Annotated in this window: 27 protein-coding genes; 12 read left to right on the top strand and 15 right to left on the bottom strand. The window is 39.4% G+C overall.

Annotation, left to right across the window (positions count from 1 at the left end; all coding sequences use genetic code 11):
- The first annotated feature begins 44 nt into the window (after positions 1-44).
- Genes ACKVEV_RS11990 through mnhG form a run of 7 tightly spaced genes read left to right on the top strand, consistent with a single transcriptional unit; the run spans position 45 to position 5,806 of the window.
- Positions 45-2,462, top strand: a complete 2,418-nt coding sequence (locus ACKVEV_RS11990) for a Na+/H+ antiporter subunit A (RefSeq protein WP_409366670.1) — start codon at positions 45-47, stop codon at positions 2,460-2,462.
- Entirely contained in the window at positions 2,449-2,871 is a 423-nt protein-coding gene (locus ACKVEV_RS11995) for a Na(+)/H(+) antiporter subunit B (protein ID WP_340822856.1), read from the top strand. The genes ACKVEV_RS11990 and ACKVEV_RS11995 overlap by 14 nt, the downstream gene beginning before the upstream one ends.
- Positions 2,871-3,212: a Na(+)/H(+) antiporter subunit C gene (locus ACKVEV_RS12000; protein WP_024364871.1), complete on the top strand. Its 342-nt coding sequence runs from the start codon at positions 2,871-2,873 to the stop codon at positions 3,210-3,212. Before ACKVEV_RS11995 ends, ACKVEV_RS12000 begins: the two co-directional genes overlap by 1 nt.
- Complete coding sequence (locus ACKVEV_RS12005; RefSeq protein ID WP_409366671.1) at positions 3,205-4,692, top strand: Na+/H+ antiporter subunit D; 1,488 nt, start codon at positions 3,205-3,207, stop codon at positions 4,690-4,692. The genes ACKVEV_RS12000 and ACKVEV_RS12005 overlap by 8 nt, the downstream gene beginning before the upstream one ends.
- A gap of 4 nt (positions 4,693-4,696) precedes the next feature.
- Entirely contained in the window at positions 4,697-5,176 is a 480-nt protein-coding gene (locus ACKVEV_RS12010; RefSeq protein ID WP_409366672.1) for a Na+/H+ antiporter subunit E, read from the top strand.
- Positions 5,173-5,454 carry a Na(+)/H(+) antiporter subunit F1 gene (locus tag ACKVEV_RS12015; RefSeq protein ID WP_402926447.1) on the top strand — a complete coding sequence of 94 codons (282 nt, stop codon included), beginning with the start codon at positions 5,173-5,175 and terminating at the stop codon, positions 5,452-5,454. The genes ACKVEV_RS12010 and ACKVEV_RS12015 overlap by 4 nt, the downstream gene beginning before the upstream one ends.
- Positions 5,438-5,806 (top strand): monovalent cation/H(+) antiporter subunit G, encoded by a 369-nt coding sequence (gene mnhG / locus ACKVEV_RS12020; protein ID WP_139860683.1) that lies wholly within the window; start codon positions 5,438-5,440, stop codon positions 5,804-5,806. Before ACKVEV_RS12015 ends, mnhG begins: the two co-directional genes overlap by 17 nt.
- Before the next feature lie 242 nt (positions 5,807-6,048).
- Here mnhG and cysC read toward each other — a convergent pair whose 3' ends face one another.
- The 4 genes from cysC to ACKVEV_RS12040 are packed head-to-tail and all read right to left on the bottom strand — an operon-like array spanning position 6,049 to position 9,599.
- Positions 6,049-6,642 carry an adenylyl-sulfate kinase gene (gene cysC / locus ACKVEV_RS12025; protein ID WP_409366673.1) on the bottom strand — a complete coding sequence of 198 codons (594 nt, stop codon included), beginning with the start codon at positions 6,640-6,642 and terminating at the stop codon, positions 6,049-6,051.
- Positions 6,639-7,778, bottom strand: a complete 1,140-nt coding sequence (gene sat / locus ACKVEV_RS12030; RefSeq protein WP_409366674.1) for a sulfate adenylyltransferase — start codon at positions 7,776-7,778, stop codon at positions 6,639-6,641. Before sat ends, cysC begins: the two co-directional genes overlap by 4 nt.
- A gap of 42 nt (positions 7,779-7,820) precedes the next feature.
- The gene (locus ACKVEV_RS12035) at positions 7,821-8,882 is read right to left on the bottom strand and encodes an anion permease (RefSeq protein ID WP_409370544.1); all 1,062 of its coding nucleotides are present in this window, start codon (positions 8,880-8,882) and stop codon (positions 7,821-7,823) included.
- A gap of 15 nt (positions 8,883-8,897) precedes the next feature.
- Positions 8,898-9,599, bottom strand: coding sequence for a phosphoadenylyl-sulfate reductase (locus ACKVEV_RS12040; protein WP_409366675.1), 702 nt, complete (start codon positions 9,597-9,599; stop codon positions 8,898-8,900).
- Between the two features lie 512 nt (positions 9,600-10,111).
- Here ACKVEV_RS12040 and ACKVEV_RS12045 point away from each other — a divergent pair.
- Genes ACKVEV_RS12045 through ACKVEV_RS12060 form a run of 4 tightly spaced genes read left to right on the top strand, consistent with a single transcriptional unit; the run spans position 10,112 to position 13,980 of the window.
- A complete protein-coding gene (locus tag ACKVEV_RS12045; protein WP_409366676.1) occupies positions 10,112-11,164 on the top strand; it encodes a sulfate ABC transporter substrate-binding protein in 1,053 nt (350 codons plus the stop codon).
- A gap of 11 nt (positions 11,165-11,175) precedes the next feature.
- The gene (gene cysT / locus ACKVEV_RS12050; RefSeq protein ID WP_409366677.1) at positions 11,176-12,009 is read left to right on the top strand and encodes a sulfate ABC transporter permease subunit CysT; all 834 of its coding nucleotides are present in this window, start codon (positions 11,176-11,178) and stop codon (positions 12,007-12,009) included.
- A 9-nt stretch (positions 12,010-12,018) separates the two neighbouring features.
- Positions 12,019-12,894, top strand: coding sequence for a sulfate ABC transporter permease subunit CysW (cysW, locus tag ACKVEV_RS12055; RefSeq protein WP_409366678.1), 876 nt, complete (start codon positions 12,019-12,021; stop codon positions 12,892-12,894).
- Between the two features lie 15 nt (positions 12,895-12,909).
- Positions 12,910-13,980, top strand: coding sequence for a sulfate/molybdate ABC transporter ATP-binding protein (locus ACKVEV_RS12060; RefSeq protein ID WP_409366679.1), 1,071 nt, complete (start codon positions 12,910-12,912; stop codon positions 13,978-13,980).
- A 703-nt stretch (positions 13,981-14,683) separates the two neighbouring features.
- Here ACKVEV_RS12060 and cysI read toward each other — a convergent pair.
- The 7 genes from cysI to ACKVEV_RS12095 form a co-directional block, all read right to left on the bottom strand.
- Complete coding sequence (gene cysI, locus ACKVEV_RS12065) at positions 14,684-16,402, bottom strand: assimilatory sulfite reductase (NADPH) hemoprotein subunit (RefSeq protein WP_409366680.1); 1,719 nt, start codon at positions 16,400-16,402, stop codon at positions 14,684-14,686.
- 17 nt (positions 16,403-16,419) lie between these two features.
- The gene (locus ACKVEV_RS12070) at positions 16,420-18,207 is read right to left on the bottom strand and encodes an assimilatory sulfite reductase (NADPH) flavoprotein subunit (RefSeq protein ID WP_409366681.1); all 1,788 of its coding nucleotides are present in this window, start codon (positions 18,205-18,207) and stop codon (positions 16,420-16,422) included.
- Positions 18,208-18,237: 30 nt separating this feature from the next.
- Positions 18,238-18,387, bottom strand: coding sequence for a DUF2292 domain-containing protein (locus tag ACKVEV_RS12075; RefSeq protein ID WP_409366682.1), 150 nt, complete (start codon positions 18,385-18,387; stop codon positions 18,238-18,240).
- Positions 18,387-19,136 carry a sirohydrochlorin chelatase gene (locus ACKVEV_RS12080; protein WP_409366683.1) on the bottom strand — a complete coding sequence of 250 codons (750 nt, stop codon included), beginning with the start codon at positions 19,134-19,136 and terminating at the stop codon, positions 18,387-18,389. The genes ACKVEV_RS12075 and ACKVEV_RS12080 overlap by 1 nt, the downstream gene beginning before the upstream one ends.
- Before the next feature lie 12 nt (positions 19,137-19,148).
- The gene (gene cobA, locus ACKVEV_RS12085) at positions 19,149-19,925 is read right to left on the bottom strand and encodes a uroporphyrinogen-III C-methyltransferase (RefSeq protein WP_409366684.1); all 777 of its coding nucleotides are present in this window, start codon (positions 19,923-19,925) and stop codon (positions 19,149-19,151) included.
- A 290-nt stretch (positions 19,926-20,215) separates the two neighbouring features.
- Positions 20,216-20,416 (bottom strand): uroporphyrin-III methyltransferase, encoded by a 201-nt coding sequence (locus ACKVEV_RS12090; protein WP_409366685.1) that lies wholly within the window; start codon positions 20,414-20,416, stop codon positions 20,216-20,218.
- A 69-nt stretch (positions 20,417-20,485) separates the two neighbouring features.
- Positions 20,486-21,994 (bottom strand): leucyl aminopeptidase, encoded by a 1,509-nt coding sequence (locus tag ACKVEV_RS12095; protein WP_409366686.1) that lies wholly within the window; start codon positions 21,992-21,994, stop codon positions 20,486-20,488.
- Between the two features lie 124 nt (positions 21,995-22,118).
- On the opposite strand from ACKVEV_RS12095, the gene ACKVEV_RS12100 reads away from it, so the two are divergent.
- Complete coding sequence (locus tag ACKVEV_RS12100) at positions 22,119-22,601, top strand: divergent PAP2 family protein (protein WP_409366687.1); 483 nt, start codon at positions 22,119-22,121, stop codon at positions 22,599-22,601.
- Between the two features lie 65 nt (positions 22,602-22,666).
- Here ACKVEV_RS12100 and ACKVEV_RS12105 read toward each other — a convergent pair whose 3' ends face one another.
- From ACKVEV_RS12105 to ACKVEV_RS12120, 4 genes are all read right to left on the bottom strand, one after another.
- Positions 22,667-22,996, bottom strand: coding sequence for a YuiB family protein (locus tag ACKVEV_RS12105; RefSeq protein ID WP_173479773.1), 330 nt, complete (start codon positions 22,994-22,996; stop codon positions 22,667-22,669).
- A 174-nt stretch (positions 22,997-23,170) separates the two neighbouring features.
- Positions 23,171-24,283 carry an RNA-guided endonuclease InsQ/TnpB family protein gene (locus ACKVEV_RS12110; protein WP_409366688.1) on the bottom strand — a complete coding sequence of 371 codons (1,113 nt, stop codon included), beginning with the start codon at positions 24,281-24,283 and terminating at the stop codon, positions 23,171-23,173.
- Positions 24,284-24,558: 275 nt separating this feature from the next.
- Positions 24,559-25,056, bottom strand: coding sequence for an NUDIX hydrolase (locus ACKVEV_RS12115; protein ID WP_409366689.1), 498 nt, complete (start codon positions 25,054-25,056; stop codon positions 24,559-24,561).
- A 229-nt stretch (positions 25,057-25,285) separates the two neighbouring features.
- A complete protein-coding gene (locus ACKVEV_RS12120) occupies positions 25,286-25,738 on the bottom strand; it encodes a MarR family winged helix-turn-helix transcriptional regulator (protein ID WP_409370545.1) in 453 nt (150 codons plus the stop codon).
- Positions 25,739-25,835: the final 97 nt, after the last annotated feature.

Genomic DNA, 25,835 nt, shown 5'->3' on the forward strand with positions numbered 1-25,835 from the left:
GTACGTTATAATTATTACACTTACGTGCATAAAGGAGGATTTTTTTGTTACAAGTACTCTATATTTTCATCCCGATGCTTGCTGCAATATTTGTGCCTTTTATATATAAAAGCATTAAAAATATTCACACAGGCTGGTTTGTTCTTGCAGTACCTGCTACACTCGTCGTTATTTATGCTACATATATCGCGAGAGTAGCGCATGGAGAAGTATTTCTTGATGGGATACCATGGATTCCCTCGCTAGATATTTCTGTCGTATCGTATTTGGACGGACTTAGCTTGCTATTCTCGTTACTCATAACAGGAATCGGCTCACTCGTCGTACTTTACTCCATTTTTTACTTAGATAAACATAAAGAAAAACTACATAATTTTTATGTTTACTTATTATTATTTATGACCGCCATGCTCGGTGTTGTACAATCTGACCATTTAATTTCATTGTACTTCTTCTGGGAATTAACATCGATTTCGTCGTTCCTACTAATTGGTTATTGGTACACACGCGATGCATCTCGCTTCGGTGCTCTTAAATCCATGATGATTACAGTCTTCGGCGGCTTAATGATGTTAGGAGGATTTATCCTTCTTTATTTAATGGGTGGGACATATTCCATTCGTGAACTGATTGCCATGGCACCTAACTTAGTGCAACATCCATTGTTCATTTGGGCACTTGTGTTATTACTACTAGGGGCATTTACGAAATCCGCTCAATTTCCATTTTATATTTGGTTACCTGATGCGATGGAAGCGCCGACACCAGTTAGTGCCTATCTCCATTCCGCAACAATGGTAAAAGCAGGGATTTATTTAGTTGCCCGCTTTACACCCATTTTCGCTGCTTCAGAGCTATGGATTTGGCTTGTGACAGGAATAGGTCTGTTAACACTCTTCTGGGGTTCATTCTTTGCCTTAAAACAAACCGATTTAAAAGGTATTCTTGCGTTTTCAACTGTCAGTCAACTCGGACTCATTATGTCATTACTTGGCGCTGGTGCAGTAGCATTTCACGTCAATGGAGCCGCTGATTCGGTATTCAAATATGCAGCGTTTGCAGCCATTTTCCACCTGATCAACCATGCAACATTTAAAGGTAGTTTATTTATGATTGCAGGGATTATTGATCATGAAACAGGTACACGTGATATCCGTAAGCTTGGTGGATTAATGAGCATTATGCCACTCAGTTTTACAGTGGCGGCGATTGGTAGTTTCTCAATGGCAGGTTTACCACCATTTAATGGCTTCCTAAGTAAGGAAATGTTTTTATCCGCCATGTTAGCACTGCAAAATTTCGAATTTTTCGGTTTTGAGACATGGGGCGTATTGTTCCCAATCGTTGCTTGGATCGCTAGTATTTTTACGTTTATTTATAGTTTCTACTTTGTATTTAGAACATTTACAGGAACGTATAAACCGGAGCATTACGCTCATAAGCCACATGAAGCGCCCATTGGTATGCTTATCTCACCGATGATTTTAGCATCATTAGTGGTCATTATATTCTTTATCCCTAATCTTATTGGAGATACGTTTGTTAAGCCGGCTGTACAAGCTATTCAGCCGTTTTTATATGATTTCCCAGAAGATGTTAATATTCACGTGGCTGCCTGGCATGGTGGTTTTACACCAGAATTAATCATGACCATTGGCATTGTGATTATAGGTGTCTTATTATTTGTTGCCCTACCGAAATGGCAAGGTATTTACAACCTATTCCCACGTGCGCTTACATTTAATAATGCCTATGACAAAATAATGCTTGGATTAGATGTAGGATTAAATCGTCTATCACGTCTTTATATGACAGGTTCTATGCGTCACTATTTACTGTATATGTTTAGCGCTATTGCCGCTATTTCAATTGGAACGTTATTTGTAAAAGATGCCTTTTCAATTTCCTTTGAAGGCGCTGCACCAATACGCTCTTACCAATTAATTTTAATTGTCGTATTAGTGATTGGAACGGCCATTACCATTTTAGCGAAGTCACGTCTTACAGCCATTATCGGACTTGGCGCTGTCGGTTACACAGTGGCATTATTCTTTGTTATGTTTAATGCACCCGATTTAGCATTAACACAGCTCGTTATCGAAACGATTTCTGTTGCCTTATTTTTACTAGCGTTTTATCATCTTCCGAAGCTTGGAAAACGCGAAGAACGCATGCGCTTTCAATTAAATCGTGCAATCATTTCCATAGCAGTTGGTGTTATGGTGACGCTTATCGCTTTATCGGCACATTCACAAAAGCTGATTCCGTCAATCTCAAAATACTATGAAGATACCGTCTATGATTTAGCTGGTGGTGGAAACATTGTCAATGTTATTTTAGTTGACTACCGTGGCTTTGATACCCTGTTTGAAATTACAGTGTTAGGTATTGCAGGCATGGCGATTTTAGCGATGATCAAGCTGCGCATGAATAGAAAGGAGAAACCGCATGAAAACAAATGATGTCATTATACAATTTACAGCTAAAATTGTATTCTTCATTATTTTCTTCTTCTCCATTCATATTTTTTTAGCTGGTCATTATACACCTGGTGGAGGCTTTGTTGGTGGACTGTTAACATCGAGTGCCATCGTGCTATTAGTGCTAGCCTTTGATTTAAATACGGTACGCAATGTGTTACCGATCAACTATACGTATTTAACTGCAACAGGTTTATTATTGGCACTGGCCACAGCAGCATTCCCGATGTTTTTAGGGAAACCGTTCTTCACGCATTTCTTTGATTATTTCGAATTACCGCTTCTAGGTAAGCAGTCTTTACACACAGCGATGCTTTTTGATAGCGGTGTTTACTTGGTTGTTGTTGGCGTTACGATGACCATTATTCAAACGATTGGAGAGGATGAATAATGGAAATAATTATGGCGTTTGTCATTGGCTTTCTGTTTATGGCAGCCGTTTACTTAATATTATCGAAAAGCTTATTACGTATTATTATTGGTACTGGGCTTTTAAGTCACGGTGCGCATTTACTTATCTTAACAATGGGCGGATTAACAGGCGAGGCTCCTCCTGTTTTAAAAGAAGGCGCCAAAACATTTGCTGATCCTTTACCGCAGGCATTAATATTAACTGCGATTGTCATTAGCTTTGGCGTAACGGCTTTCTTCCTAGTACTGGCGTATCGTTCCTATCAGGAGCTTGAGACAGATGATATTAGCTTAATGAGAGGAAGTGATGAAGATGAATAACTTCCTTTTACTACCGATCATCATTCCGTTCTTCTTCGGCATGATTTTAATGTTTGGCCAAAAAAATTTAAAATACCAGCGCTCGTTTGCGTTGCTAGGTATCGTGCTTGCTTTGGCATCGGCCGTTTCATTATTACTAAAAGTAAAAAATGACGGCATTCAAAAAGTAACATTCGGAGATTGGCCAGTACCATATGGTATTACGATGGTGTCTGATATGATGTCTGCACTGTTGGTCACAACAACATTACTCATTGCCTTTTTTGTTGTGTGGTACGGCTTCGGTTCTATTACAAAGGAGCGTGAACGCTTCTTCTACTACCCTGGCATTATGTTTATTTTAACCGGTGTCAATGGTGCCTTTACTACAGGAGATATTTTCAACTTATTTGTATTCTTTGAAGTACTATTAATGGCGTCGTATTTACTCATTGTACTCGGTGGAGAAAAAGGACAACTGAAAGGCTCCATTAAATATATTTTAATCAATGTTATTTCTTCTGCTTTGTTTGTTATTACAGTAGCCTATCTTTACTCGGTTGTAGGTACACTGAATATGGCAGATATAGCAGTCAAAATTAGCGACATACATCAGCCAGGAATTATCACAGTTATCGCTGTTTTATTCTTAATGGTATTTGGATTAAAAGCGGCGATTTTCCCGCTTTACTTCTGGCTTCCAACTTCTTATGCAGCAGCACCGATTCCTGTGTTAACACTATTTGGTGCACTGTTAACAAAAGTTGGCGTTTATGCGATTACGCGCACATACACCCTATTTTTCGTACATGATGTATCGTATACACATGACTTGCTTATGGTATTAGCAATTGGCTCCATTATTGCTGGCTGTATCGGGGCTCTTGCCTATTTTGATGTGAAGCTCATTATTATTTACAATATCGTCATTGCAGTAGGTGTTATTTTATTTGGTGTATCCCAAATGAATGAAGTAGCGCTAAAGGGCGCAATGTTCTATTTAGTTCATGATATGCTGATCAAAGCAGCCCTCTTTATGTTGATTGGTATTGTTATCTACATTACCGGCACATCTGATTTACGAAAAATGGGCGGTCTTATGAAAAAGTACCCTGTACTTGGCTGGTTCTATTTAATTGCAGCTTTCGGTTTAGCAGGGATTCCTCCACTTAGTGGTTTCGTTGGCAAGCTGTTAATCGTGCAAGGGGGCTTTGAGGCTGGTAGTATGTGGAGCAGCATCTTTATTTTAGCCTCATCTTTACTCGTCTTACTTTCGGTTATCCGAATTTTCCTCTATGCCTTCTGGGGCGAGGAAAAAGAGACAACGGGTACTGTCGACAAGAAAGTCTATACGACACTGTTTGCGCCGACCGTCCTATTAGTACTAATTACCGTAGCATACGGTGTTGGTTCAGAATGGATTACACCATTTATGAATGATGCTGCCAACCTATTAAATGACCCATCTATTTATATAGATGCTGTAATGAAGGGAGATTAGAGCTATGGCATTTCAAATAATTTTAAACTTTGCTCTTGCCTTCGTTTGGATGTTTCTTTCATCTAATTACACAGCTACAGGCTTTATAGTAGGCTTCATTCTTGGTATTGTCTTACTTGTTATTATGAGACGATTTTTCTTTGCGCGACTCTATGTATTCCGTGTATGGGCCATTATTAAGCTGACCGTTCTCTTTTTTAAAGAGTTAATATTAGCAAATATTCAAGTACTAAAAGTTGTACTAAAGCCTAAGCTAGATATGCAACCTGCCTTCTTTGCTTATCCTACGGTACTCAAAGAAGATTGGGAAATTACGTTATTATCGAGTCTCATTACATTAACACCAGGAACCGTTGTGGTGCATGTTTCAGATGATGCTAAAACATTGTATGTCCATGCCATTGATATTAGCGATGTAGATGATGCCATTGCATCCATTCGAGATTCTTTTGAAAAAGCTATTTTGGAGGTGAGTAAATCATGATGACGTTTATTATTGCAGCGATCGTAGTGATTTGCTTATCGATGATCGCTGTCATTTACCGTATGGTAAAAGGACCATCTGCATCCGACCGTGTTGTTGCACTGGATTCCTTAGGCGTGTCACTTATTTCATTAATCGCGTTATTTTCTATTTTAGTGGAAACGAGCTTCTTTCTTGAAATTGTATTATTGTTAGCGATTTTATCATTTATCGGTACAGTTGCTTTCTCTAAATTTATAGAGAAAGGAGATATCATTAAACGTGACAATTCTCGCTAATACATTAGTTATTTTGTTCATTTCTATCGGTGTGTTATTTATCGTCGTAACGGCAATTGGGCTTATACGATTACCTGATTTGTATACACGTGCACATGCCGCATCGAAAAGTGCAACGCTCGGCGTAATGTGTGTATTAATCGGTGTTTTCTTTCACTTTTGGCTTATCGAGGATCATTTTAACCCACGTATTTTATTAGGTATATTGTTTCTCTTTATTACAGGCCCTGTCGGTGGACATATTATGACCCGTTCCTCCTATATAGCAGGTGTGAAGCCGTGGAAAGGAACAGTTCGTGACGAGCTAGGACCTGAAATTGACAAAATGAAAAAAGAACAAGGTATTAAATAACCAAAGTTGAGACAAAAATGAAAAAGTGTTAGATTGACTACAATCAATCTAACACTTTTTTGCTACACCGTTATTGTCCGCTTCGGCGGTGCTTTCAGCGAGCACACACGTAAGCCGCAACCCTCGCTAACGCGCAGGTTTGTTGCGTCTTACGCTGTGTGCGTTCTGAGCAGGAGTCTACGTGGATTTTTCCTTAGTTAGTTAAAGCAAAGTATAGAAATTGTTTGAGTACCTGGCACGCGTTAAATATAGCCCTTATCCGTTAAAAACGTTGTTAGCTGCTCGACACATTCTTCAATCGAATAGCGTTCAGTATCTAAAATAAATTCAGGATGTTCAGGTTCTTCATATGGTGCACTAATACCAGTAAAATTAGCAATTTCCGCATTGCGCGCTTTTTTATAAAGACCTTTTGGATCACGCTGTTCACAAGTATCTACAGAGCACCTAACATATACTTCTAAAAATTCGCCGTCTTCCACTAGCTGACGAACAACTTGGCGATCTTGGCGATAAGGCGAAATAAAAGCCGTAAGTACAATTTGGCCGCTCTCCACAAAAAGTTTGGCCACTTCGCCGATACGTCTTATATTTTCTTTGCGACTCGTTTCGTCAAAGCCTAAATCATTATTTAAACCATGGCGCACATTATCGCCATCTAGTACGAATGCTTGGTTTCCTCGTTCAAATAGTTTACGAGCTAGGGCATTAGCTACCGACGATTTTCCTGAAGCCGAAAGCCCTGTAAACCATAATATAAAGCTTTCGTGTTTGTTCTGCGTGCGACGCTCTTCTTTTTTAATAGAAGCTTCATGCCAAACGATATTGGAACTCATTTTACTACCTCCTGACGCATGCCATTTATCAAGACTTCGACTACCTCTTTACGGCTAAATGTACTTGGAGGAACCTCTCCATTGCGAAGCATTTCTCTGACTTTCGTTCCGGATAATATAATATGTGCTGCACGATCATGTGGGCAAGTTTTTGTAGTTGCCATGCCTTCACATTCAGTGCAATAAAAGCTATGTTCGAATTTTAATGGTACAATCCCAAGTTCATCTTCCGTAAATTGTTCAAAGATTTTTTGCGCATCGTAAGTGCCATAATAATCACCTACACCTGCGTGATCACGTCCTACAATAAAATGGGTGCAGCCATAATTTTTACGTACAAGCGCATGGAAGATGGCCTCCTTCGGTCCTGCATAGCGCATGGCTGCCGGGAAAACACCTAATTGCACCCGATTTGCAGGATAGTAATTTTCTAACAGCACCTCATAGCTCTCCATCCGGATAGCGGCCGATACATCATCTGACTTCGTTTCGCCAACTAATGGATTTAAAAATAAGCCATCAATTGTTTCTAATGCCGCCTTTTGAATATATTCATGCGCACGATGCACAGGATTACGTGTTTGGAAGCCCACAACGGTTTGCCAGCCCTTTTCTTTAAATAGTTGACGTGTTTCCTGTGGATCAAATGAATACTTAGGGAATTGTTGCTCTAGACGCTTAATTAACGTGATTTTCCCGCCAACGTATACTGCCGGGCGCTCATGGAGCTTTTTCACACCAGGATGGGCTAAGTCTTGTGTTCCATATACGAGCAATGCCTCTTTTTCTTTATCAGGCTGATAAATATCAGCGATCACAATGACGCCATAAACGTCGTTGCCATAAACTAATTTTGCTTCATCACCTGGTTGTAATGTCGCGGCTACCGTCTTGTCAACTGGAAGTGTGATAGGTATACTCCACACAACACCAGAGGCTAACCTTGTATGTTCGATAACGGATTCATAATCTTTTTTAGTTAAAAAACCATCGATTGGACTATACCCACCGATTGCCATTAACTCTAAATCGCTTAACGCAATAGCGTCCAATTCAATCTCCTTTGTAATATGTACTACTGATTTTTGTGGCTGATAGGCTTGCACTAAAGCACCACCATGTGGTTGTAGACTCATTTTTATTCCCCCTAAAGTTTATTTATATAGTATGTTTTATAATTAAATACCTTCGCCTGCATCGTATATCGAGCGTTCCTCTTCACGCATTGTGCGCATTAAACTAATCGCACCAAGCGTACCGATTATGACACTTCCAATAATGACGATGGCATATAAATCTTTCTTCATAAATAATTGAATAAGACTATAAGAAATGGCTAATGAAAAAATAGGTGACACAATCCAAATGCACATGATTTTTTTTACGATATGTTTATGAAAAATTTGTTTACCGCTTTTCGCCATCCCGATACCAATAATAGAAGAAGACGTCACTTGCGTTAACGGGACAGGTAGTCCAAACAGCGAGCTAATACCAACAAGTAAAGCACCTGTACTTGAAATAAGAATCCCCTCGGCTTTTTCAAAACGCACAATCTTTTTGCCATTTGTTTCGAGTACACGTCTACCTAACAATATCGCGCCTAACGCAACAAATGCTCCACCAAGCCAAATACCATTTGTCACACTAATCATTCCAGCACCAACAAGTGGACCAACAGCGTTGGCGACATTATTCATACCTGCTGAAAAAGCTTCAAAAAATCCGGCAAACACGAGCAACACTGTTAACATCGGATGGTTTGCCAAAAAGCCTTTTCCTTTAAATTTATACAGTATCTTGCCAACGATTAGTGCAATAACAAACGCTATAACCGGCACGATAACCCAAAAGGCCATAATGACGAGCAGTGATTTGACATATAAAACGCGGTAAGCAATGCCTACACCTACGACAGCTCCTACGGTCACTTCACTCGTCGATAATGGAATACCTAATAAATTGGCAAGAAATAAGGAACTTGTCGCCGAAATTAATATAATTATGACGATTTTCACTGTTATATACTGTTGTGGCATAATGCCTGAACTGATCGTCTTAACGACTTCGCCCCCGCCTAAAATAGCTCCCGCAAAAACGCCAAGCGCACAAATGAGCAAGGCGTGCCATGCTTTTTTAATAGCCCCTGCCCCATAAGCAACACCCATGGAAGCGGCTGCACCGCTTGCACCTATGTTCATAGCAAAAAATAAACTAATGGCTAACGCTATATATTCCAACATGCTTAAACGCCCCTATTCATGTAAACCACACTCAGTCTTACCAGTTCCCTGCCATCTACCAGCTCGTAAATCATCCATCGTAAATGCTGGTTGTGTACAATGTTCACAGCCAATGCTTGGATAGCCTTGATCGTGTAGCGGATTGTACGTTAAATTATGCTTGGAAACATAACGCCATATATCTTTCCACGACCAGTGAATGAGCGGACAAATTTTAATCGACTTAAATTTATCATCACGATTAATGAAATTGGTATGTTGGCGAGTTGGTGATTGTTCTCTGCGCAGTCCTGAAATCCAAGCCTTTGCTCCTGATAACGCCTCATGTAATGGCTTTATTTTTCGAATATCGCAACACTGATTAGGGTTAGATTTCCATAATTCATCGCCATATTGCTCCTTTTGTTCCTCAAGCGTAAGCTTCGGCTTTTGCATGTTAATGGTCAGTTGCGGATATTTTTGCTTTACACGTTCAATCGTTTCATATGTTTCTTTGAAATGGACATCTGTATCTAAAAAAACAATTGTGGCATTTGGCTTCACCTTGGAAATCAAATCAATTAAAACAATGCCTTCGATACCAAAGCTACAAGCATAAACGATGTCGTCTCCATACTGCGCATAGCTCCAGCGTAAAACCTCTAGTGCCCCCTTATCGCTTTCATCCACTTCAAATTTAATCGTTGGCTCCTGCCAAGTTGCATACGTTAACATATAATCCCCCTTCGAAACATTTTCGGTTATAGAAAAAGGCGTTTTAACAACAGACACACTGATACATTGTGCCTTCGTTAAAACGCCTCTAGTTTGACTAGCCAGCTTTTATAGTCGATTGTAAACTAGTAATCTTGTACCTCATTCCACAATCTTTTTTCTTATTACCAAATATATACTAAATTACACCTAGTAGTCAACTAGGTTTTGTAAAAAATATAAATTTAATTGCAGCACCATCATCTTGTGAATTGTAGCTGCAAGTAGTACAAATAATTTTATTCAAAAATTTGGCCATTTGCTACTCCCCAACTGCTAGCCATGCATTTTCTACGGACAAAAAATTAATTTTTTAATTCCTTGTTGACTAATAGGAAATATATGCTTAATGTGGTAATATACTAAAAACAAATAATGCTGATCAGAGGATCTGAAGGCCATCTACTCAAAATGTGTATGCACACGTTATGACAGATGGTCTTTTGCGTTCTTCGATGAAAGGGGAGTTTTTTATGAATAAAAGCAAGCGTATTTTGCAGTCATTTCTTCTGTTATCTGGATTAACCATTATGTTAGCAGGTTGTAATAGTACATCCACAGAGAGCGATACCAAGACAGAAGACACAAAAAAGGCTGTAGAGTTGCTAAATGTTTCTTATGATCCAACACGAGAGCTCTACGATGAATTTAATAAAGACTTTATCGCAAAGTGGAAAAACGAAACAGGTCAAGATGTGAAGATTCATCAGTCACATGGGGGCTCAGGTAAACAAGGAAGAGCCGTTATTGATGGGCAAGAAGCCGATGTCGTAACATTAGCACTTGCCTACGATATTGATGAAATTGCACAAGCTCGTGATTTGCTAAACAAAGACTGGCAAACAGAGTTTGACAATAACTCTACACCCTATACTTCTACAATTGTTTTTTTAGTACGAAAAGGCAATCCAAAGGGAATACAAGATTGGAGTGATTTAATAAAGGACGATGTTTCTGTTATAACTCCTAACCCAAAAACTTCAGGCGGAGCCCGTTGGAACTACTTAGCGGCATGGGGCTATGCAGCGAAATTGTATAACAATGACGACAAACAAATAAAAGCTTTTATGAAGGCGTTGTATAGCAATGTAGAAGTGCTTGATTCTGGCGCACGAGGCGCAACGACTACCTTCGTTGAACGAAAAATTGGTGATGTGTTAATCGCTTGGGAAAATGAAGCTTATTTATCACGCAATGAATTAGGTGAAGATGAATTTGAAATCATTACCCCTTCATTGAGCATCTTAGCAGAGCCACCTGTCGCAATAGTCGACAAAATTGTAGATAAAAAAGGGACGCGTAAAGTGGCAGAAGCCTATTTACAACATTTATATAGCGATGTTGGGCAAGAAATTGCAGCTAAAAACTACTATCGACCACGCAATGAAGAAATATTAGCAAAATACCAAGAGCAATTCCCAAAACTTGAGCTTATTGCAATTGAAGACTTTGGTGGTTGGGCAGAAGCACAAGCTAAGCACTTTAAAGACGGTGGCACATTCGATGAAATTTACGTTCCACAATAGGAGGCAATCTAATGACTAGCTTAACATTTAAAAAGAAGCCGGCACGTGTTATCCCCGGCTTCCATCTTTCTCTTGGTTATACAATGTTATATGTTAGTTTGCTTGTGCTCTTACCGTTAGCCATGATTTTTATTCAAACAATGTCGCTAACTTGGGCGGAGTTTATCAATATTGTCACCGATCCTCGTGCAGTTGCCTCCTATAAGCTAAGCTTTGGCACTGCGCTAGCAGCTGGCTTAGTGAATGTTGTGTTCGGCACTATTATTGCTTGGGTACTCGTACGTTACCATTTTCCGTTTAAGCGCATTATTGATGGTCTTGTAGATTTACCATTTGCATTACCTACTGCTGTAGCAGGTATTGCGTTAACCTCCCTCTATGCACCGAATGGTTGGATTGGCCAATTTTTTAATTTTAAAATTGCTTTTACGCCATTAGGCATCATTATTGCCCTAACTTTTATTGGTCTTCCGTTTGTCGTGCGTACTGTGCAGCCCGTTTTACAAAATATTAGTGCGGAAGTGGAAGAAGCTTCTGCAAGTCTTGGCGCTACCCGCTTGCAAACAGTCCGTAAAATTATTTTCCCCGAACTAGCACCTGCTATTTTAACAGGCTTCTCGTTAGCCTTTGCACGCGCATTAGGGGAATATGGATCGGTTGTCTTTATCGCAGGCAATATGCCGATGAAGACGGAAATTACACCGTTAATTATTATGACAAAGCTTGAACAATATGACTATGCAGGGGCTACGTCTATTGCCGCTGTCATGCTTATTACATCCTTTGTCTTATTGTTCACCATCAATTTAATACAGTGGCTGGCAAATCGTCGCTTTGTACATTAGGAGGTATGTATGGAACAGTCTACGCTTATCGAACCTATTGCTCCTCAAACACCCAGTGTAGCAGCACAGCCTGCTGCCTTGCAGGAGCCCCGTTTCATTCGTTATCTATTAACATTTATTGCGCTCGCATTTTTAGCATTTTTTATCGTACTTCCCCTTGTATCCATTTTTATTACAGCCTTTCAAAAAGGCGCAGATGTTTATTTTGCAGCGATTACTCATCCTGATGCATTAGCTGCGATTCAGTTGACCTTAACCGTAATCGCGATTGTCGTTCCTTTAAACGCCATTTTCGGCATTATGGCAGCTTGGGCACTAACGAAATTCAACTTTAAGGGGAAAAATCTATTACTAACCGTAATAGACCTACCTTTTGCCGTATCGCCCGTTATCGCAGGTTTAGTGTTTATCTTGCTTTTCGGGGCACAAGGGCTATTTGGAGAATGGTTATTTGCCAATGATATTAAAATCGTTTTCGCTTTGCCAGGTATTGTGCTTGCAACTATTTTTGTCACTTTGCCCTTTGTTGCACGAGAGCTTATTCCTTTAATGCAGGCACAAGGGACATCTGAAGAAGAGGCTTCTATTTCTCTTGGTGCTAACGGCTTTAAAACCTTTTACTATGTCACATTGCCCAACATTAAATGGGGATTATTTTATGGTTTGATTTTATGTAATGCACGTGCCATTGGTGAATTCGGCGCAGTTTCTGTTGTATCGGGTCATATTCGAGGCATGACCAATACGATGCCGCTTCACATTGAAATTTTATACAATGAATATCAATTTTCAGCAGCCTTTGCTGTTGCATCCTTAATGAGCGTGCTCGCTATTCTGACCCTTATCATTAAAGACATTGTTGCTTGGAAATCAAAATCTTTCTAAAGGAGGAATACTTGCTTGAGTATTCAAATTCAAAATATTTCTAAGAAATTCGGTTCCTTTCAAGCTTTAGACGACGTATCCATCGATATCCAATCCGGTGAATTGGTAGCGTTACTTGGTCCTTCCGGCTCTGGTAAAACATCATTACTTCGTGTGATTGCAGGCCTCGAGGCGTCCGATGTTGGCGACATTTTATTTGATGGTCAAACGATTACTAATCGTCATCCAAAGGAGCGCAACGTTGGCTTTGTATTCCAGCACTATGCACTTTTTCGCCATATGACTGTCTTTGACAATGTTGCCTATGGGCTCAAAGTACGGCCACGTAAAACACGACCATCGAAAGCAGAAATAACAGAGAAAGTAATGACATTACTGCAACTAGTTAAACTAGAGAACTTCGCGGATCGTTATCCAACACAGCTATCTGGTGGGCAACGGCAACGTGTCGCCCTCGCTCGTGCCCTTGCTGTCGAACCGAAAGTACTTTTGTTAGATGAACCATTCGGGGCACTTGATGCAAAAGTGCGTAAGGAATTACGACGATGGTTGCGCAAGCTTCATGATGACTTTCATATTACAAGTATTTTTGTGACACATGATCAAGAAGAAGCACTCGATGTCGCAGATCGTATTGTCGTTATGAACAACGGTAAAATAGAGCAAATTGGTAGTCCTGATGAAGTGTACTCCCATCCTAAAAGTCCATTTGTCTATGATTTCTTAGGCAATGTCAACCTCTTCAAAGGGCGTTTACATAACGGTAAGTTGACACATGGAGAATTTGCCATTGATGTGCCGGACACGTATACGCATACGCAAGAAGATGCAGTAGGCTATGTTCGACCACACGATATACAAATAGAAAAAGCAGCGGTGCCTGGCACTGTTCCTGTCCACATAAGCCATATCCATTTGTTAGGACCCGTTGTACAAATTGAACTACGTCGTCTTGATATCGATGAATTTTTAGAGGCAGAGCTCACTAAAGATCATTTTAAACAACTTCAACTAAAAGTAGGCGACCATGTATTTGTAAGACCCAAGCAATTAAAAGTATTTATCCCAGAGGATTTTTCTATTTAAAATACTAATAAAAAGAGAAAAGAGTTAGATTGATGGCCATCAATCTAACTCTTTTTTTCTATGTCGTTGCTGTCCGCTACGGCGGTTGCTTTCCGCGGGCACATCGTAAGCCGCAACCCTCGCTAGCGCGCGGCTTGTTGCGTCTTACGTTCTGTGCTGTTCCCGCAGGAGTCACCGCCTCCGCTACCATCAACTAGTGCTCACTCCTATTTTTAATTATTGCAAAGGTATAAGGAGCTAAAGCTTCATTTTTCTTTCAAAGGGAAAAGCCATCAATTAACTCTACTTTTCTATGTCGTTGCTGTATGCTACAGCGGTGCTTTCCGCGGGCACACCGTAAGCCGCAACCCTCGCTTACGCGCGGGCCGTTGCGTCTTACACTGTGTGCTGTTCTGAGCAGGAGTCACCGCCTTCGCTACCATCAACTAGTGCTCACTCCTATTTTTTAATTATTGCAAAGGTATAAGGAGATAAAGCTTCATTTTTCTTTTAAAGGGAAAAGCCATCAATTAACTCTACTTTTCTATGTCGTTGCTGTATGCTACAGCGGTGCTTTCCGCGGGCACACCGTAAGCCGGAACAAACGCTAGCGCGAGAATGCCTGTGTCTTATACTGCTTGCTGTTTCCACAGTAGTCTACGCGGAATTTTACTTGATTATTAAATGTCAGAATTCAGAATTGTTTTAGTGCCTGGCACCCTCTTTAGTTATGAAATTCACGTCCATCAAAGACAGCTGTTACATAGCCAGCACGAATAACAAAGTCGCCGAAATGTTCACCATCTAAACGGTCCTTTGCATAGTGCAGAAGAATTGGACGCAGTTCCGCTAAAATTTCTTCTTCCCCAATATTCTCACGATATATTTTATTTAAACGATTGCCCGTAAAGCTTGCGCCAAGATACAAGTTGTATTTCCCTGGTCCTTTGCCGATAAAGCCGATTTCACCCATTGCGGCACGTGAGCAACCATTTGGGCAGCCCGACATACGAATAACAATTTCAGTATCATGTAAGCCCGCTTCATCGATAATCGTATCCATTTTTGTAATGAGTGAAGGTAAGTAACGCTCTGCCTCGGCCATTGCTAAACCACAAGTTGGTAATGATACACAAGCAATTGAATTGCGGCGCAACGCTGAGTAATGTGCGCCATCTGTTAGCTTATACTGTTCAATAAGCGCCGTAATTTGATCTTTGTCCTGTTGTGTGACATTGCTAATCATTAAGTTTTGATTTGGCGTTAAACGAAAATCTCCGGTATGGATTTTGGCAATTTCGCGTAAACCCGTTAACAGTTCGTAATCCTCAAAATCTTTTATGCGACCATTTTGAATAAATAATGTGTAATGCCAATTGCCCTCAGCACCTTTAACCCATCCAAATTCATCACCAGTACGTTCAAATGTAAATGGACGCTCCTCCTGCAATTCCCATCCTAATCGACGATGTAATTCTGCTTTAAACCAGTCAAGTCCTCGCGCATCAATCGTATATTTAAAACGTGCATTTTTACGCACGGAACGATTGCCATAATCGCGCTGTATCGTAATAATTTTCTCCGCTGATTCCAGCAATTTATCAGGCGTAATAAAGCCAATAATACGAGCAAGCTGTGGATATGTTTCCTGGTCGCCATGTGTCATCCCCATGCCCCCACCAACAGCTACGTTAAAGCCTATTAGCTGACCTTCTTCAACAATGGCAATATAACCAATATCTTGAGAAAAGACATCGACATCATTGCTCGGTGGAATGGCCATGCCTATTTTAAATTTACGCGGCAAATATTGTGCACCGTAAATAGGCTCAATCTCTTCCTCTTGGCTATCTACTACTTTTTCACCATCAAGCCATAGCTCGTGATAGGCACGTGTTCTTGGCAATAAGTGCTCACTTAATTTTGCAGACCAGTTGTAAATCTCTTCATGCAATGCCGATTGATTCGGATTGACATTACACATCACATTGCGGTTTACATCCCCACAAGCAGCGAGTGAATCCAACAGAACTTCATTAATTTCTTGCATATATTTTTTGACATTCCATTTTAAAATACCATGTACTTGGAATGCTTGACGTGTCGTTAATTTTAGTGAGCCATTTCCGTATTTTCTAGCCATTTCATCCATAACAAGCCATTGAGCGGGTGTTGCTGCACCACCAGGCGTTCGCACGCGCACCATAAACTGATACGCTGGTTCTAGCTTTTGACGCTGACGCTCATTTCGCAAGTCTCGATCGTCTTGTAAATAACTGCCATGGAATTTCATTAAACGGTTATCATCTTCTGGAATTCCTGAGCTTAATGGGTCGTTCATCGTTCGTTCAAGCGTTCCACGCAAGTAATTACTATCGCTTTTAATGCGCTCAACATCACTAGGTGTTCCAGGTTGTGGGGGTAAAATAATTTTTCCAGTCATCTTTTTTCGCTCCTTTACTAATAAACGTCACGTTGGTAGCGTTTTTGCTGTTTTAACTCATTCATATAAGCTTGCACTTCCTCAGGCGTTTTGTGCCCTTGCTGCTCAATAATGCGACGGATTGTTTGATCCACATCGGCTGCCATCGATTTTTCATCACCACAGACGTAAATAACAGCCCCCTGCTCCAGCCATTCATAAAATGCTTGTGCTTGTTCCTCGATTTTATGTTGGACATATATTTTTTTATCCGTATCGCGAGAGAAGGCAACATCCATTTGTGTTAACGTGCCTGAAGCAAGCCAGCGCTGCCAATCTGTTTGATAAAGAAAATCTGTCATAAAATGCTGATCGCCAAAAATTAACCACGATTTGCCCGTTATCCCACTTTCCTCTCGCTCTTCTAAAAAGGCACGATATGGCGCAATACCTGTGCCAGCGCCTATCATAATAATTGGTGTGTCAGCTTGTTCTGGCAATCTAAAGTTTGGGTTTTTATGAACATATATCGGTATCGTATCCCCTACTTGAATTCGCTCTGCAATACTACCCGAACACACGCCAAAACGCACACGACCATTCGTTTCATAGCTTACTTTGCCAATTGTTAAATGGACCTCATCGCTATTTGCTAATTGGCTACTAGCAATGGAATAAAGTCTAGCTGGTATTTTACGTAGCAGAGCAACAAACTGTTGTGCATCCCAAGTAAAAGGACCAAAGTCTTCAGCAACATCAAGTAAATCTCTTCCTCGTGCATAGTCCTTCCATGCTGACGCACTGTCCCATAGCTCAGTAAATTTCGGATGCACTGTAAATGCGCTAATCTTTTGTAAAAGGGGCTTCGATAAAACCGTTATTTCTACCTTTTTTAAAAGAGCATCTTTTAATGGCATCGCTTCATCAAATACTGTAACTTCTGTTTGTGGATTAAACTGTAATGCTGTAATTAAAGCATTTACCAACAATTCGTCATTCTCTGGAAGTATGCCAATACTATCTCCAGGCTCAAATACCAAATTAGCCCCTTCAATCGATAACTCGATATGGCGCGTTTCCTTATTAGAACCGCGGCCATTTAAATTAATGTTTTCTAATACTTCAGCATAATACGGATTTTTGCGGGTATATGTAGCCTCTCCTTCTGTTATTGGCGCTGATTTCACAGTCAATACCGTATCCGTATGTTGTAATAATGCCTGTTGAACGGCCGTAAACCATGCTGCAGCAGCTTCGTCGTAATCGACATCACAATCTGTTCGTGGAACAATACGTGTTGCGCCAAGCTTTTCAAATTGCGCGTCAAAATCCTGACCTGTTTTACAGAAAAATTCATACGAACTATCACCTAATGCCAATACCGAAAAGTTGAGATGTTCTAATTTAGGTGCACGTTTACTGTGCAAAAATTCATAAAATTGGATTGCTTGATCTGGAGGATCCCCTTCACCATGCGTACTTACTACAAGCAATAAATTCGTTATTTTCTTTAAATTATTTGGCTTAAACTTTGCTAAAGATGTAACTGTTACTTCCATATCATTTGCTTGCAATGCAGCTGCATATTTTTCAGCTAAGCCTTGGCTATTTCCTGTTTGTGAACCATATAACAATGTTACTGTTTGTGTTGTTGGCGCAACGGAGACTTGTGCTTCATCTACTACTTTTGTCTCGATAGCTGCTATTGGTGCACTTAAGTAACCGCTCAACCAAATTTTTTGTTCTCGTGTTAAATTAGGTAGAAGCTCATTTAATAGCTTTACCTGTTCCTCATTAAAAGGACTATTCATGACTTGTAGATTCAAACTATGCCACCTCGCGTATCATTTTAATCATTACCGAAGACGTATTTTTTCTTTTTTCTCGATTTGTACTACGTAAAAATTTTGTACAACTAATGTAATCGAACCATGGTTTACTGTCGTTAAAATTTGTCGGACATTATCTAATGCTAGATTGATATTTTCCTTTCTCTTATCTACCATTACGAAAAACACCCTTCCTCCAAATAATTTTGTTGTACTAATTCTACAATTCGTTCCACTAATACTTTTTTGACATTATCGTCATATCCCAAGCTATTACATAAAATCATGTTGTTTACTTCATATCCTTGCAAACGCTTGGCAATGCTTTGACGTAAAATGCCCGTAAACAATAAATACGGCACGATAAATACCGGATGACTGTCATCTTGCCTCTGCTGTAACCAATCTTCCAAACTTGGACCTGTGCCATATAAAAAGCACGTTTCAACTGCTAGATAACCATATTTTTCACGTAATCGTGATGCTATTTTGGCTAAATCCGCTTTAACTGCTGGGTCACTACTACCGCGTCCTATCAGTAATACACTTGCCTTTGGAGTCAGGAGCTGCGTTTCTAAAATACGTGTTTGTAGTGTGTCAATTAATAGCTCATGAACGCCGAGTGGCTCTCCATATGTAAAGCGTATTGCTGGATATTGCGCTTGAGCCTTGTCAATTTCCTGTGGAATATCGTGCTTTGCATGTTGAGCAGCTAATAACAAAATGGGCATGATGGCAATAGATGTTGCACCTTGACGTACGCAGCTATCTATCCCTTCCGCAATCGTTGGCTGTGCGAGCTCCAAAAAACAAATTTCCTGAATCGGTAAATGAATGTCTTGTTGCACACGCTGTAGAAATGCAACAGCTTGCTCCACGCCGGCTTTTACACGACTACCGTGTGCTACATATAAAATAGCCTGCATCTCACCACTTCCTTATACTGAAATTTCTTTTAAAGGCATTTCAGGACAAGCCTCCTCAAACCATTGGATTTTTTCCCGTAATGTCACAACTTCACCAACAACAATCATGCTTGGATTTTGGATATTTTCTTGCTGCGCTACATTGGCAATCGTCGCTAATGTACCGACAACCGTTTTTTGTTGCGCACTCGTACCCCAATGAATCACTGCGACAGGTGTCTGTTCGTCACGGCCGTACTTTAGTAACTGCTGTTGGATATACGGTAAGTTGCCAACCCCCATATAAATGGCAAGTGTATCGATGCCTTTAGCTAAACTTTCCCATTGGATGACATCATCCTTGCCTTCGCGCATATGACCTGTAACCATCGCAAAGCTCGAACTCAAATCACGATGTGTCACGGGAATACCCGCATAGGCAGGTGCAGCTATACCAGAGGTAATGCCCGGGACGATTTCAAATGGTATTTGGTGTTGTGCAAGCACCTCTGCTTCTTCTGCTCCTCTACCGAATACGAATGGGTCACCTCCTTTTAACCTTGTGACCACAAACCCTTGTTGTGCATAGTGAACAAGGGAATGATTAATATGATCTTGAATCATGGCATGTCGATTCGGTAACTTCCCGCAAAATATTAGCTTGGCACTTTTTTTCGCATACGCTAATAAATCCTTATTAATCAGTCGGTCGTATAAGATGACATCCGCTTGTTCAATGCACCGTAAACCACGGACTGTAATGAGATCAATGTCGCCTGGCCCCGCTCCTACAATGTAAACCTTCCCCACGTCGTTTCACTCCCTTCTGTCGATAAAAAAAGAGACTCCTATTATCCTTAGGCACAAAAATGCCAGTGAATAATAAGAGCCTCTAGTTAACTAGTCAGCTTCGATTTTTAATTCTTAGTAATATAATAAGAATAATAAATAATTTAGTATATTCTGTCAACCGTTGTTTTATTCATTTTAAAAAGTTTTAACAATGGCGCTCATCCATTCTTCTAAAAGCAAAAAAATGCTAGGAGTACTTGCTCCCAGCATTTTTTTATTTTAAGTAAGCTATTTGGCATCCGTTTAATTCACCAAGGTCTACGATTCCACGGGCCTGGTCGATAAGGTGGGTATGGTCGATAGTTTGGATAATATGGGTAGTATGGATATCGGTTAAATTGTGACCCTAGAAAACCTCCTAATAACCCGCCAAAAAATGGTACACCTATTGGCCAAAAGAAGCCACCTCCACCAAAGCCGCCTCCTGGATAACCTCCGAAATTTCGCATAGATAGGCTCCCTCCCTTCTACTCTATCGTATGAAGGGAGATACATATCCCGCGAGTCCTTTGCCTACTCTATTTTTCTTCACCTAAACGTTGCACAAAGTTTGCTAATGTACGCACCATGACACCTGTACCACCTTTTGGTCCTAAATCATGTGCAGTCGCTGCATCCGATGTACCTGCAATATCTAAATGAATCCAAGGTAAATCGCCTACAAATTCACCGACAAAGCCTCCACCGAAAATCATATGACCGTCGCGTCCAGGAGAGTTGTTTAAATCCGCAATATCCGATTTACGGATTCGTTTTTTATCACTTTCTGTTAACGGCATACGCCAAATAAACTCATCTGTTTCTTGTGCTGCTTCCATAAAGCTAGCATAAAATTCATCGTTATTTGAAAGAACACCTGTCTTATCGAAACCTAGTGCCGTAATAACACCACCTGTTAACGTGGCAACATCAATTAGTGCTGTTGCTCCTTGTTGTTTAGCATATGTAGTTGCATCCGCTAATACTAAACGACCTTCAGCATCCGTGTTTAAAATTTCTACCGTTTTACCACTATATGTTGTAATCACATCATCCGGTTTAAAGGCCGTATCAGAAACCATATTATCCGTAGAACCAATAACGGCAACGACGTTTTTATTAGGGCGTAATTCACCGATAATTTTCATAGCACCAAGCACCGCTGCAGCACCGCCCATATCGCCCTTCATACCTACCATAGAATCTTTAGGTTTTAAAGAATAGCCACCTGTATCATATGTTACGCCTTTACCAACAAGACCAATTGGATCAGCGAAATCTTCTGTAGCTTTATATTTTAACGTAATTAATCGAGGTTCCTCATAGGAGCCTTGATTGACACTCAGAATGCCACCCATTCCAAGTTCCTCTAGCTGCGCTTTATCTAAAATTTCTACTTCAAAATCATAATCCATTGCAAGTGACTGTGCATAATTTGCTAAGTCTGTCGCAGTTAATAAATTTGGTGGTAAATTAATTAAGCTACGTGCTTCATTAACTGCCTCTGCATAAATAATACCGACTTCAAAGCTAGCCACTACATTATCTAAATCTTCAGCAGTCGTTACTAAATGTACAGCTTCTATGCGCTTCTCTACTTCATTTGAAGTTGTTTTATAGTGTGGAATCGTATAATAACCTAGCGTCGTACCCTCACCCGCTAAAAACGCTACATCATCTACTGTAATAGCTTCTGTTGTAAATGATTCTAGCCAAATTGAATAGTCTTTTACTTTTAAAGCTTTCAGCTCTTTACCGACTAAACCAAAGGCTGCGCGTAAATCACCTTCTGTTAAGTTTTTACGTTCATCTAAGCCAACAAACAAAATTCGTTTTAAATTGGCATGTTCCTTAACGAATGGCAATTTCGTCATTGCTTTCAATTCTGTCGATACATCACCGGCACTCAGCCAGGCGTTTAAAGACTCTCCATAAAAAGTCGAGAAACTTGCCCAATCTTGCATTTGTTCACGATGTTTAGTAACTCCTACCACTAATACTTCAGTAGAAATCGATTCAAATGTTTTTGCTTCTTTAACAATATGCATAATTATTCCTCCATTCAATATTTCCATTATACCTAACTTTCAAAAAAGCGCGTAATATTTAGCTATTTCTTCTTTTCGAAAATAATGAATGTTATAATAAAGGCAATTATACGTGAAGGTTGTGATGCACTTGGCGATACTTCAAAATACCCCTCTACTCGTCGCCCTCTTTTCCGTTCTCTTTGCACAATTTGTAAAAATTCCTATTCATTTTTTTATGACAAAACAAGTTAAGTGGGAACTGTTTACTTCGACTGGAGGTATGCCGAGCTCACACTCTGCTTCGGTTACAGGGTTAACAACAGCCATCGCTTATGAAACAGGGTTAGATTCACCTGTTTTTGCGATAGCCGCTATGTTTTCTTTTATTGTCATGTATGATGCGAGTGGTGTTCGTTTCCAAGCAGGGCAACATGCCGTTGTCTTAAATCAACTGCGTAAAGATTTTCAAACATTGCTACGCGATATTAAAGATTGGCCGCAAATGGATGGTCAGGAAAAAATGGAAGAGTTGAAAACGTTGCTTGGTCATAAACGTAGTGAGGTGTTTTTCGGAGCACTAACAGGTATTTTTATCGCCATCATCACCTATCAATTCCTTCTATAAAAAAAAAGAGTTGGTTCATATCTCCGAACCAGCTCTTTTTAGATATCCATTTTTTCTTTGTAAAATTAAAACATGCGATATCCACTTTTTCGTAAATAAATCATAACAATTCCTGCGACAATTGCCCCTGCAAAGCCTCCAGACAAAATCGAAATATCTACTACATGCAGCGCTCGAAATTTATCAAGCAATGCGGGGAAAGCTGTGCCTGGTTTAAAAAAATAATCTAAAAAGCTAACTTTATCGATAATAAAGATGACTACAATTGGATATATAACTGCCATTAACCAAGTCATTCGCAGCAACATATTTAATAAAAATCCAATACCAAAAAACATGACGAAAAATAACACAATTGAAATGATTAACTGCACAATTGAAACTGAACCACCCATGTATGTATAACCGTTGCCAAAAATTTATAAAAATCTATAAACCTTGTTTCATTCTTGCTTCTACGTGTCCGATTTTGCCTAAGCTACTTTCGTTTGCTATAACACTCCACAAGCGTCAATTCGGATACAACGAATCCTACATAGTAATAGTTGTCTTTCGGGTGACTATACTATTCATTTTCCATAGTTAGCTAAGTTTATAGCTGCATTGACATCTCGATCTATTTCTAAACCACATCTACACTTATATACTCTATCTGAAAGTTTTAAATCACGCTTGATAGTGCCACAACATGAACATGTTTTAGAAGATGGATAAAAGCGGTCTACTTGAATGCATTCAATGCCGTATTTTTTACATTTGTACGTCATTTGTCGAATAAATTCATGGAGCTTTTGTTTCGCAACAACTTTGGATAAATGACGATTTTTCATTATTCCCCTTACGTTTAAATCCTCCATCACTACTTTGCAAGGTTTGGTTTTCACAATGCTATTTGTAGCTTGGTGAATATGATTGTCCCGTATGTTTTTCAATCGTCTATGTAGGTGCTGTATCTTCGTTTCGATTTTTATAAAATTGCATGTTTTGACGAAACGGTTTCCCTCCTTATTCATTTCATATTTGCGAGAGACACGACGTTGCAATCTACGCAGTTTTTTCTCGATTTTGCGTACTTTCTTTGTTTTATTAATGTTTTTAAATACTTGACCATTTGAACAAACAGCTAACTCTTTGACACCTAAGTCAATACCTAATACTTCATCTGTTAATTCTTCTTGTATGTTTTCTTGTTCTATTCCAACTGATAGATACCAATACTTATTGTCATAACTAATTCTTGGGTTGATGTATTTGACACCTATAGGCAATTGCTCGTTTATTCTTACCCAACCCACTTTTTCAATAAGTACCATCTTTCCTTCTTTAACTTTTAATTTTACATTGTCATTATAGAAGGATTTTTTACTTTTTCTTTTACTCTTAAACTTAGGTTTATCTGACAATCCATTGAAAAATCTTTTATAGGCATTACAGGCATCTTTAACTGCTTGTTTAGCCACATTATTAGATACTTCATGTAACCAATACAATTCTTTTTTCTTTAATTGCGTTAATTCTTTTCTTAGAACCCCATCAGCTATAAACTTACCGCCATTTTTATAATTGTCTTCTTGTTTTGCAAGTGTCCAATTGTATACAAATCTCGCTGTTCCTACCGATTGCCATAACTTTTGTTGTTGCCATTCATTTGGGTATAATCGTACTTTCTTTGCTAGGATCATGCTCTAGCAACTCCCTTTTGAACAGTTTGCCGATGTTCCGATTGCGTAACCTCAAAAGATATCACTTCAATACGTTGACACTGGAATAGCTATAAAAAATAATGATATTTTTACACATTTGTATAGATTTATTTCAACTGTATCACGCCTCCGTTTTTCTCTCATTAGTTTACATGATTATGAGAGTGCTTTCAATGAACATATCCTTCATTTCGCATGTTCGTCATATTTTAGTAAAAAATCAACTTCTAGTAAAAGCTGCGGTGTTTCTTCCATTATTTTTTAAAGAACAAACGATAAGATGTGTAGCCGAATATTTCCCCGGGATCAATGCCTTCGATCGCATCTAATTGATGCTGTTCAAATGAATTAGACACCATTTCCTTTAACATAACCGATGTCCTATCATCTTGTGCTAATTCACTTGGATACAGCCACTTCGCCTCGAGTATTTCATTTTCTTGAATAAAAAGCTGCTGTTGTTCGTCTTTCATCTTACAATAAAAAATGGCCATATTATCGCTAATTTCACCGCGAATAACACCTGTACGAAAGCCTATTAAACCCGAAACATAACAATCGATGCCCGTTTCCTCTTTCAATTCTCGTATCACTGCTTCATCCACTGTTTCTCCAGCATTAACAAAGCCTGCTGGTAATGACCATCGTCCCTTTAAACCACTATAAGCCTTCTTCACAACGAGCCATTGTCCTTGTTCATTAACCGTACAACCTGCAACGCCTAACCAAACTTGCCCTCGATCTTTTTTCATATCCATTCACCTCTATATCCATATTATAGCTTTTAAACGTCTATTCTTAGTAGCCGTCATTAAGAAAAAGAGACATTTAAATGGCAAAAGTGCATGAATAAAACAGAGTGTAGCCCAACATGGTTATGATTATCATTGATTTTCGCTCAGTAAGCCGCAACCCTCACCAGTGCAATTTGTTGCGACTTTTAATTATAAGAAGATTCTAAATAGTTTCAGTGCCTGGCACTTACGCTTCTAACTGTTCAATATCCCAGTTCAGTTGTAATATATTTTTCAATTTCGTTACTTGCTCTTCTCCAATTTTCCGAACTAGTTGCTGTTCAATGTCCGCTTTATTACGTTCGTTTTGCTCATAGCAAGCTTCACCGTAATTCGTCATTCGGATTACTTTGTGCTTTTTACTATGCTCTGCATTGCTCACCTCTACCAAGCCTTTTGCTTCTAAACTTTTAATAAATTTATGTGTAGCTTGCCGAGAGAAATCCACAACTTTTGTTACCTCTGAAATAGTAGGTTGATTTTTATATATTTTATTTAAAATATGCCATTCTGAATTCGATATATGGAGCGTATTATGTTTATTCCACTTCTCTTCAGCAAGTCGTCGAAGTATTTCATGACGTTCGCTCAACAAATCAATGACATCTCGATTATGCAATTCGTCCTTCAACTCGTTCACCTTCATTCTGTAATTTTCGTAATTACTATACAAAAAACCGACTAAATCGTCAACTAAGTTGACAAATTACTTTTTATTGGTTACAATTAATTTAGTC

The sequence above is a fragment of the Lysinibacillus sp. 38-6 genome, from assembly GCF_046245175.1.
GTDB lineage: Bacteria > Bacillota > Bacilli > Bacillales_A > Planococcaceae > Lysinibacillus.

What these genes read in the sequence shown, in the direction of transcription:
- ACKVEV_RS11995 (WP_340822856.1), top strand. Translation starts at nt 2,449, where the DNA reads ATGAAAACAAATGATGTCATTATACAATTTACAGCTAAAATTGTATTC.
- ACKVEV_RS12000 (WP_024364871.1), top strand. Translation starts at nt 2,871, where the DNA reads ATGGAAATAATTATGGCGTTTGTCATTGGCTTTCTGTTTATGGCAGCC.
- ACKVEV_RS12005 (WP_409366671.1), top strand. Translation starts at nt 3,205, where the DNA reads ATGAATAACTTCCTTTTACTACCGATCATCATTCCGTTCTTCTTCGGC.
- ACKVEV_RS12010 (WP_409366672.1), top strand. Translation starts at nt 4,697, where the DNA reads ATGGCATTTCAAATAATTTTAAACTTTGCTCTTGCCTTCGTTTGGATG.
- ACKVEV_RS12015 (WP_402926447.1), top strand. Translation starts at nt 5,173, where the DNA reads ATGATGACGTTTATTATTGCAGCGATCGTAGTGATTTGCTTATCGATG.
- cysC (WP_409366673.1), bottom strand. Translation starts at nt 6,642, where the DNA reads ATGAGTTCCAATATCGTTTGGCATGAAGCTTCTATTAAAAAAGAAGAG.
- sat (WP_409366674.1), bottom strand. Translation starts at nt 7,778, where the DNA reads ATGAGTCTACAACCACATGGTGGTGCTTTAGTGCAAGCCTATCAGCCA.
- ACKVEV_RS12040 (WP_409366675.1), bottom strand. Translation starts at nt 9,599, where the DNA reads ATGTTAACGTATGCAACTTGGCAGGAGCCAACGATTAAATTTGAAGTG.
- ACKVEV_RS12045 (WP_409366676.1), top strand. Translation starts at nt 10,112, where the DNA reads ATGAATAAAAGCAAGCGTATTTTGCAGTCATTTCTTCTGTTATCTGGA.
- cysT (WP_409366677.1), top strand. Translation starts at nt 11,176, where the DNA reads ATGACTAGCTTAACATTTAAAAAGAAGCCGGCACGTGTTATCCCCGGC.
- cysW (WP_409366678.1), top strand. Translation starts at nt 12,019, where the DNA reads ATGGAACAGTCTACGCTTATCGAACCTATTGCTCCTCAAACACCCAGT.
- cysI (WP_409366680.1), bottom strand. Translation starts at nt 16,402, where the DNA reads ATGACTGGAAAAATTATTTTACCCCCACAACCTGGAACACCTAGTGAT.
- ACKVEV_RS12075 (WP_409366682.1), bottom strand. Translation starts at nt 18,387, where the DNA reads ATGGTAGATAAGAGAAAGGAAAATATCAATCTAGCATTAGATAATGTC.
- ACKVEV_RS12080 (WP_409366683.1), bottom strand. Translation starts at nt 19,136, where the DNA reads ATGCAGGCTATTTTATATGTAGCACACGGTAGTCGTGTAAAAGCCGGC.
- ACKVEV_RS12090 (WP_409366685.1), bottom strand. Translation starts at nt 20,416, where the DNA reads ATGCGAAATTTCGGAGGTTATCCAGGAGGCGGCTTTGGTGGAGGTGGC.
- ACKVEV_RS12095 (WP_409366686.1), bottom strand. Translation starts at nt 21,994, where the DNA reads ATGCATATTGTTAAAGAAGCAAAAACATTTGAATCGATTTCTACTGAA.
- ACKVEV_RS12100 (WP_409366687.1), top strand. Translation starts at nt 22,119, where the DNA reads ATGCACTTGGCGATACTTCAAAATACCCCTCTACTCGTCGCCCTCTTT.
- ACKVEV_RS12105 (WP_173479773.1), bottom strand. Translation starts at nt 22,996, where the DNA reads ATGGGTGGTTCAGTTTCAATTGTGCAGTTAATCATTTCAATTGTGTTA.
- ACKVEV_RS12110 (WP_409366688.1), bottom strand. Translation starts at nt 24,283, where the DNA reads ATGATCCTAGCAAAGAAAGTACGATTATACCCAAATGAATGGCAACAA.
- ACKVEV_RS12115 (WP_409366689.1), bottom strand. Translation starts at nt 25,056, where the DNA reads ATGAAAAAAGATCGAGGGCAAGTTTGGTTAGGCGTTGCAGGTTGTACG.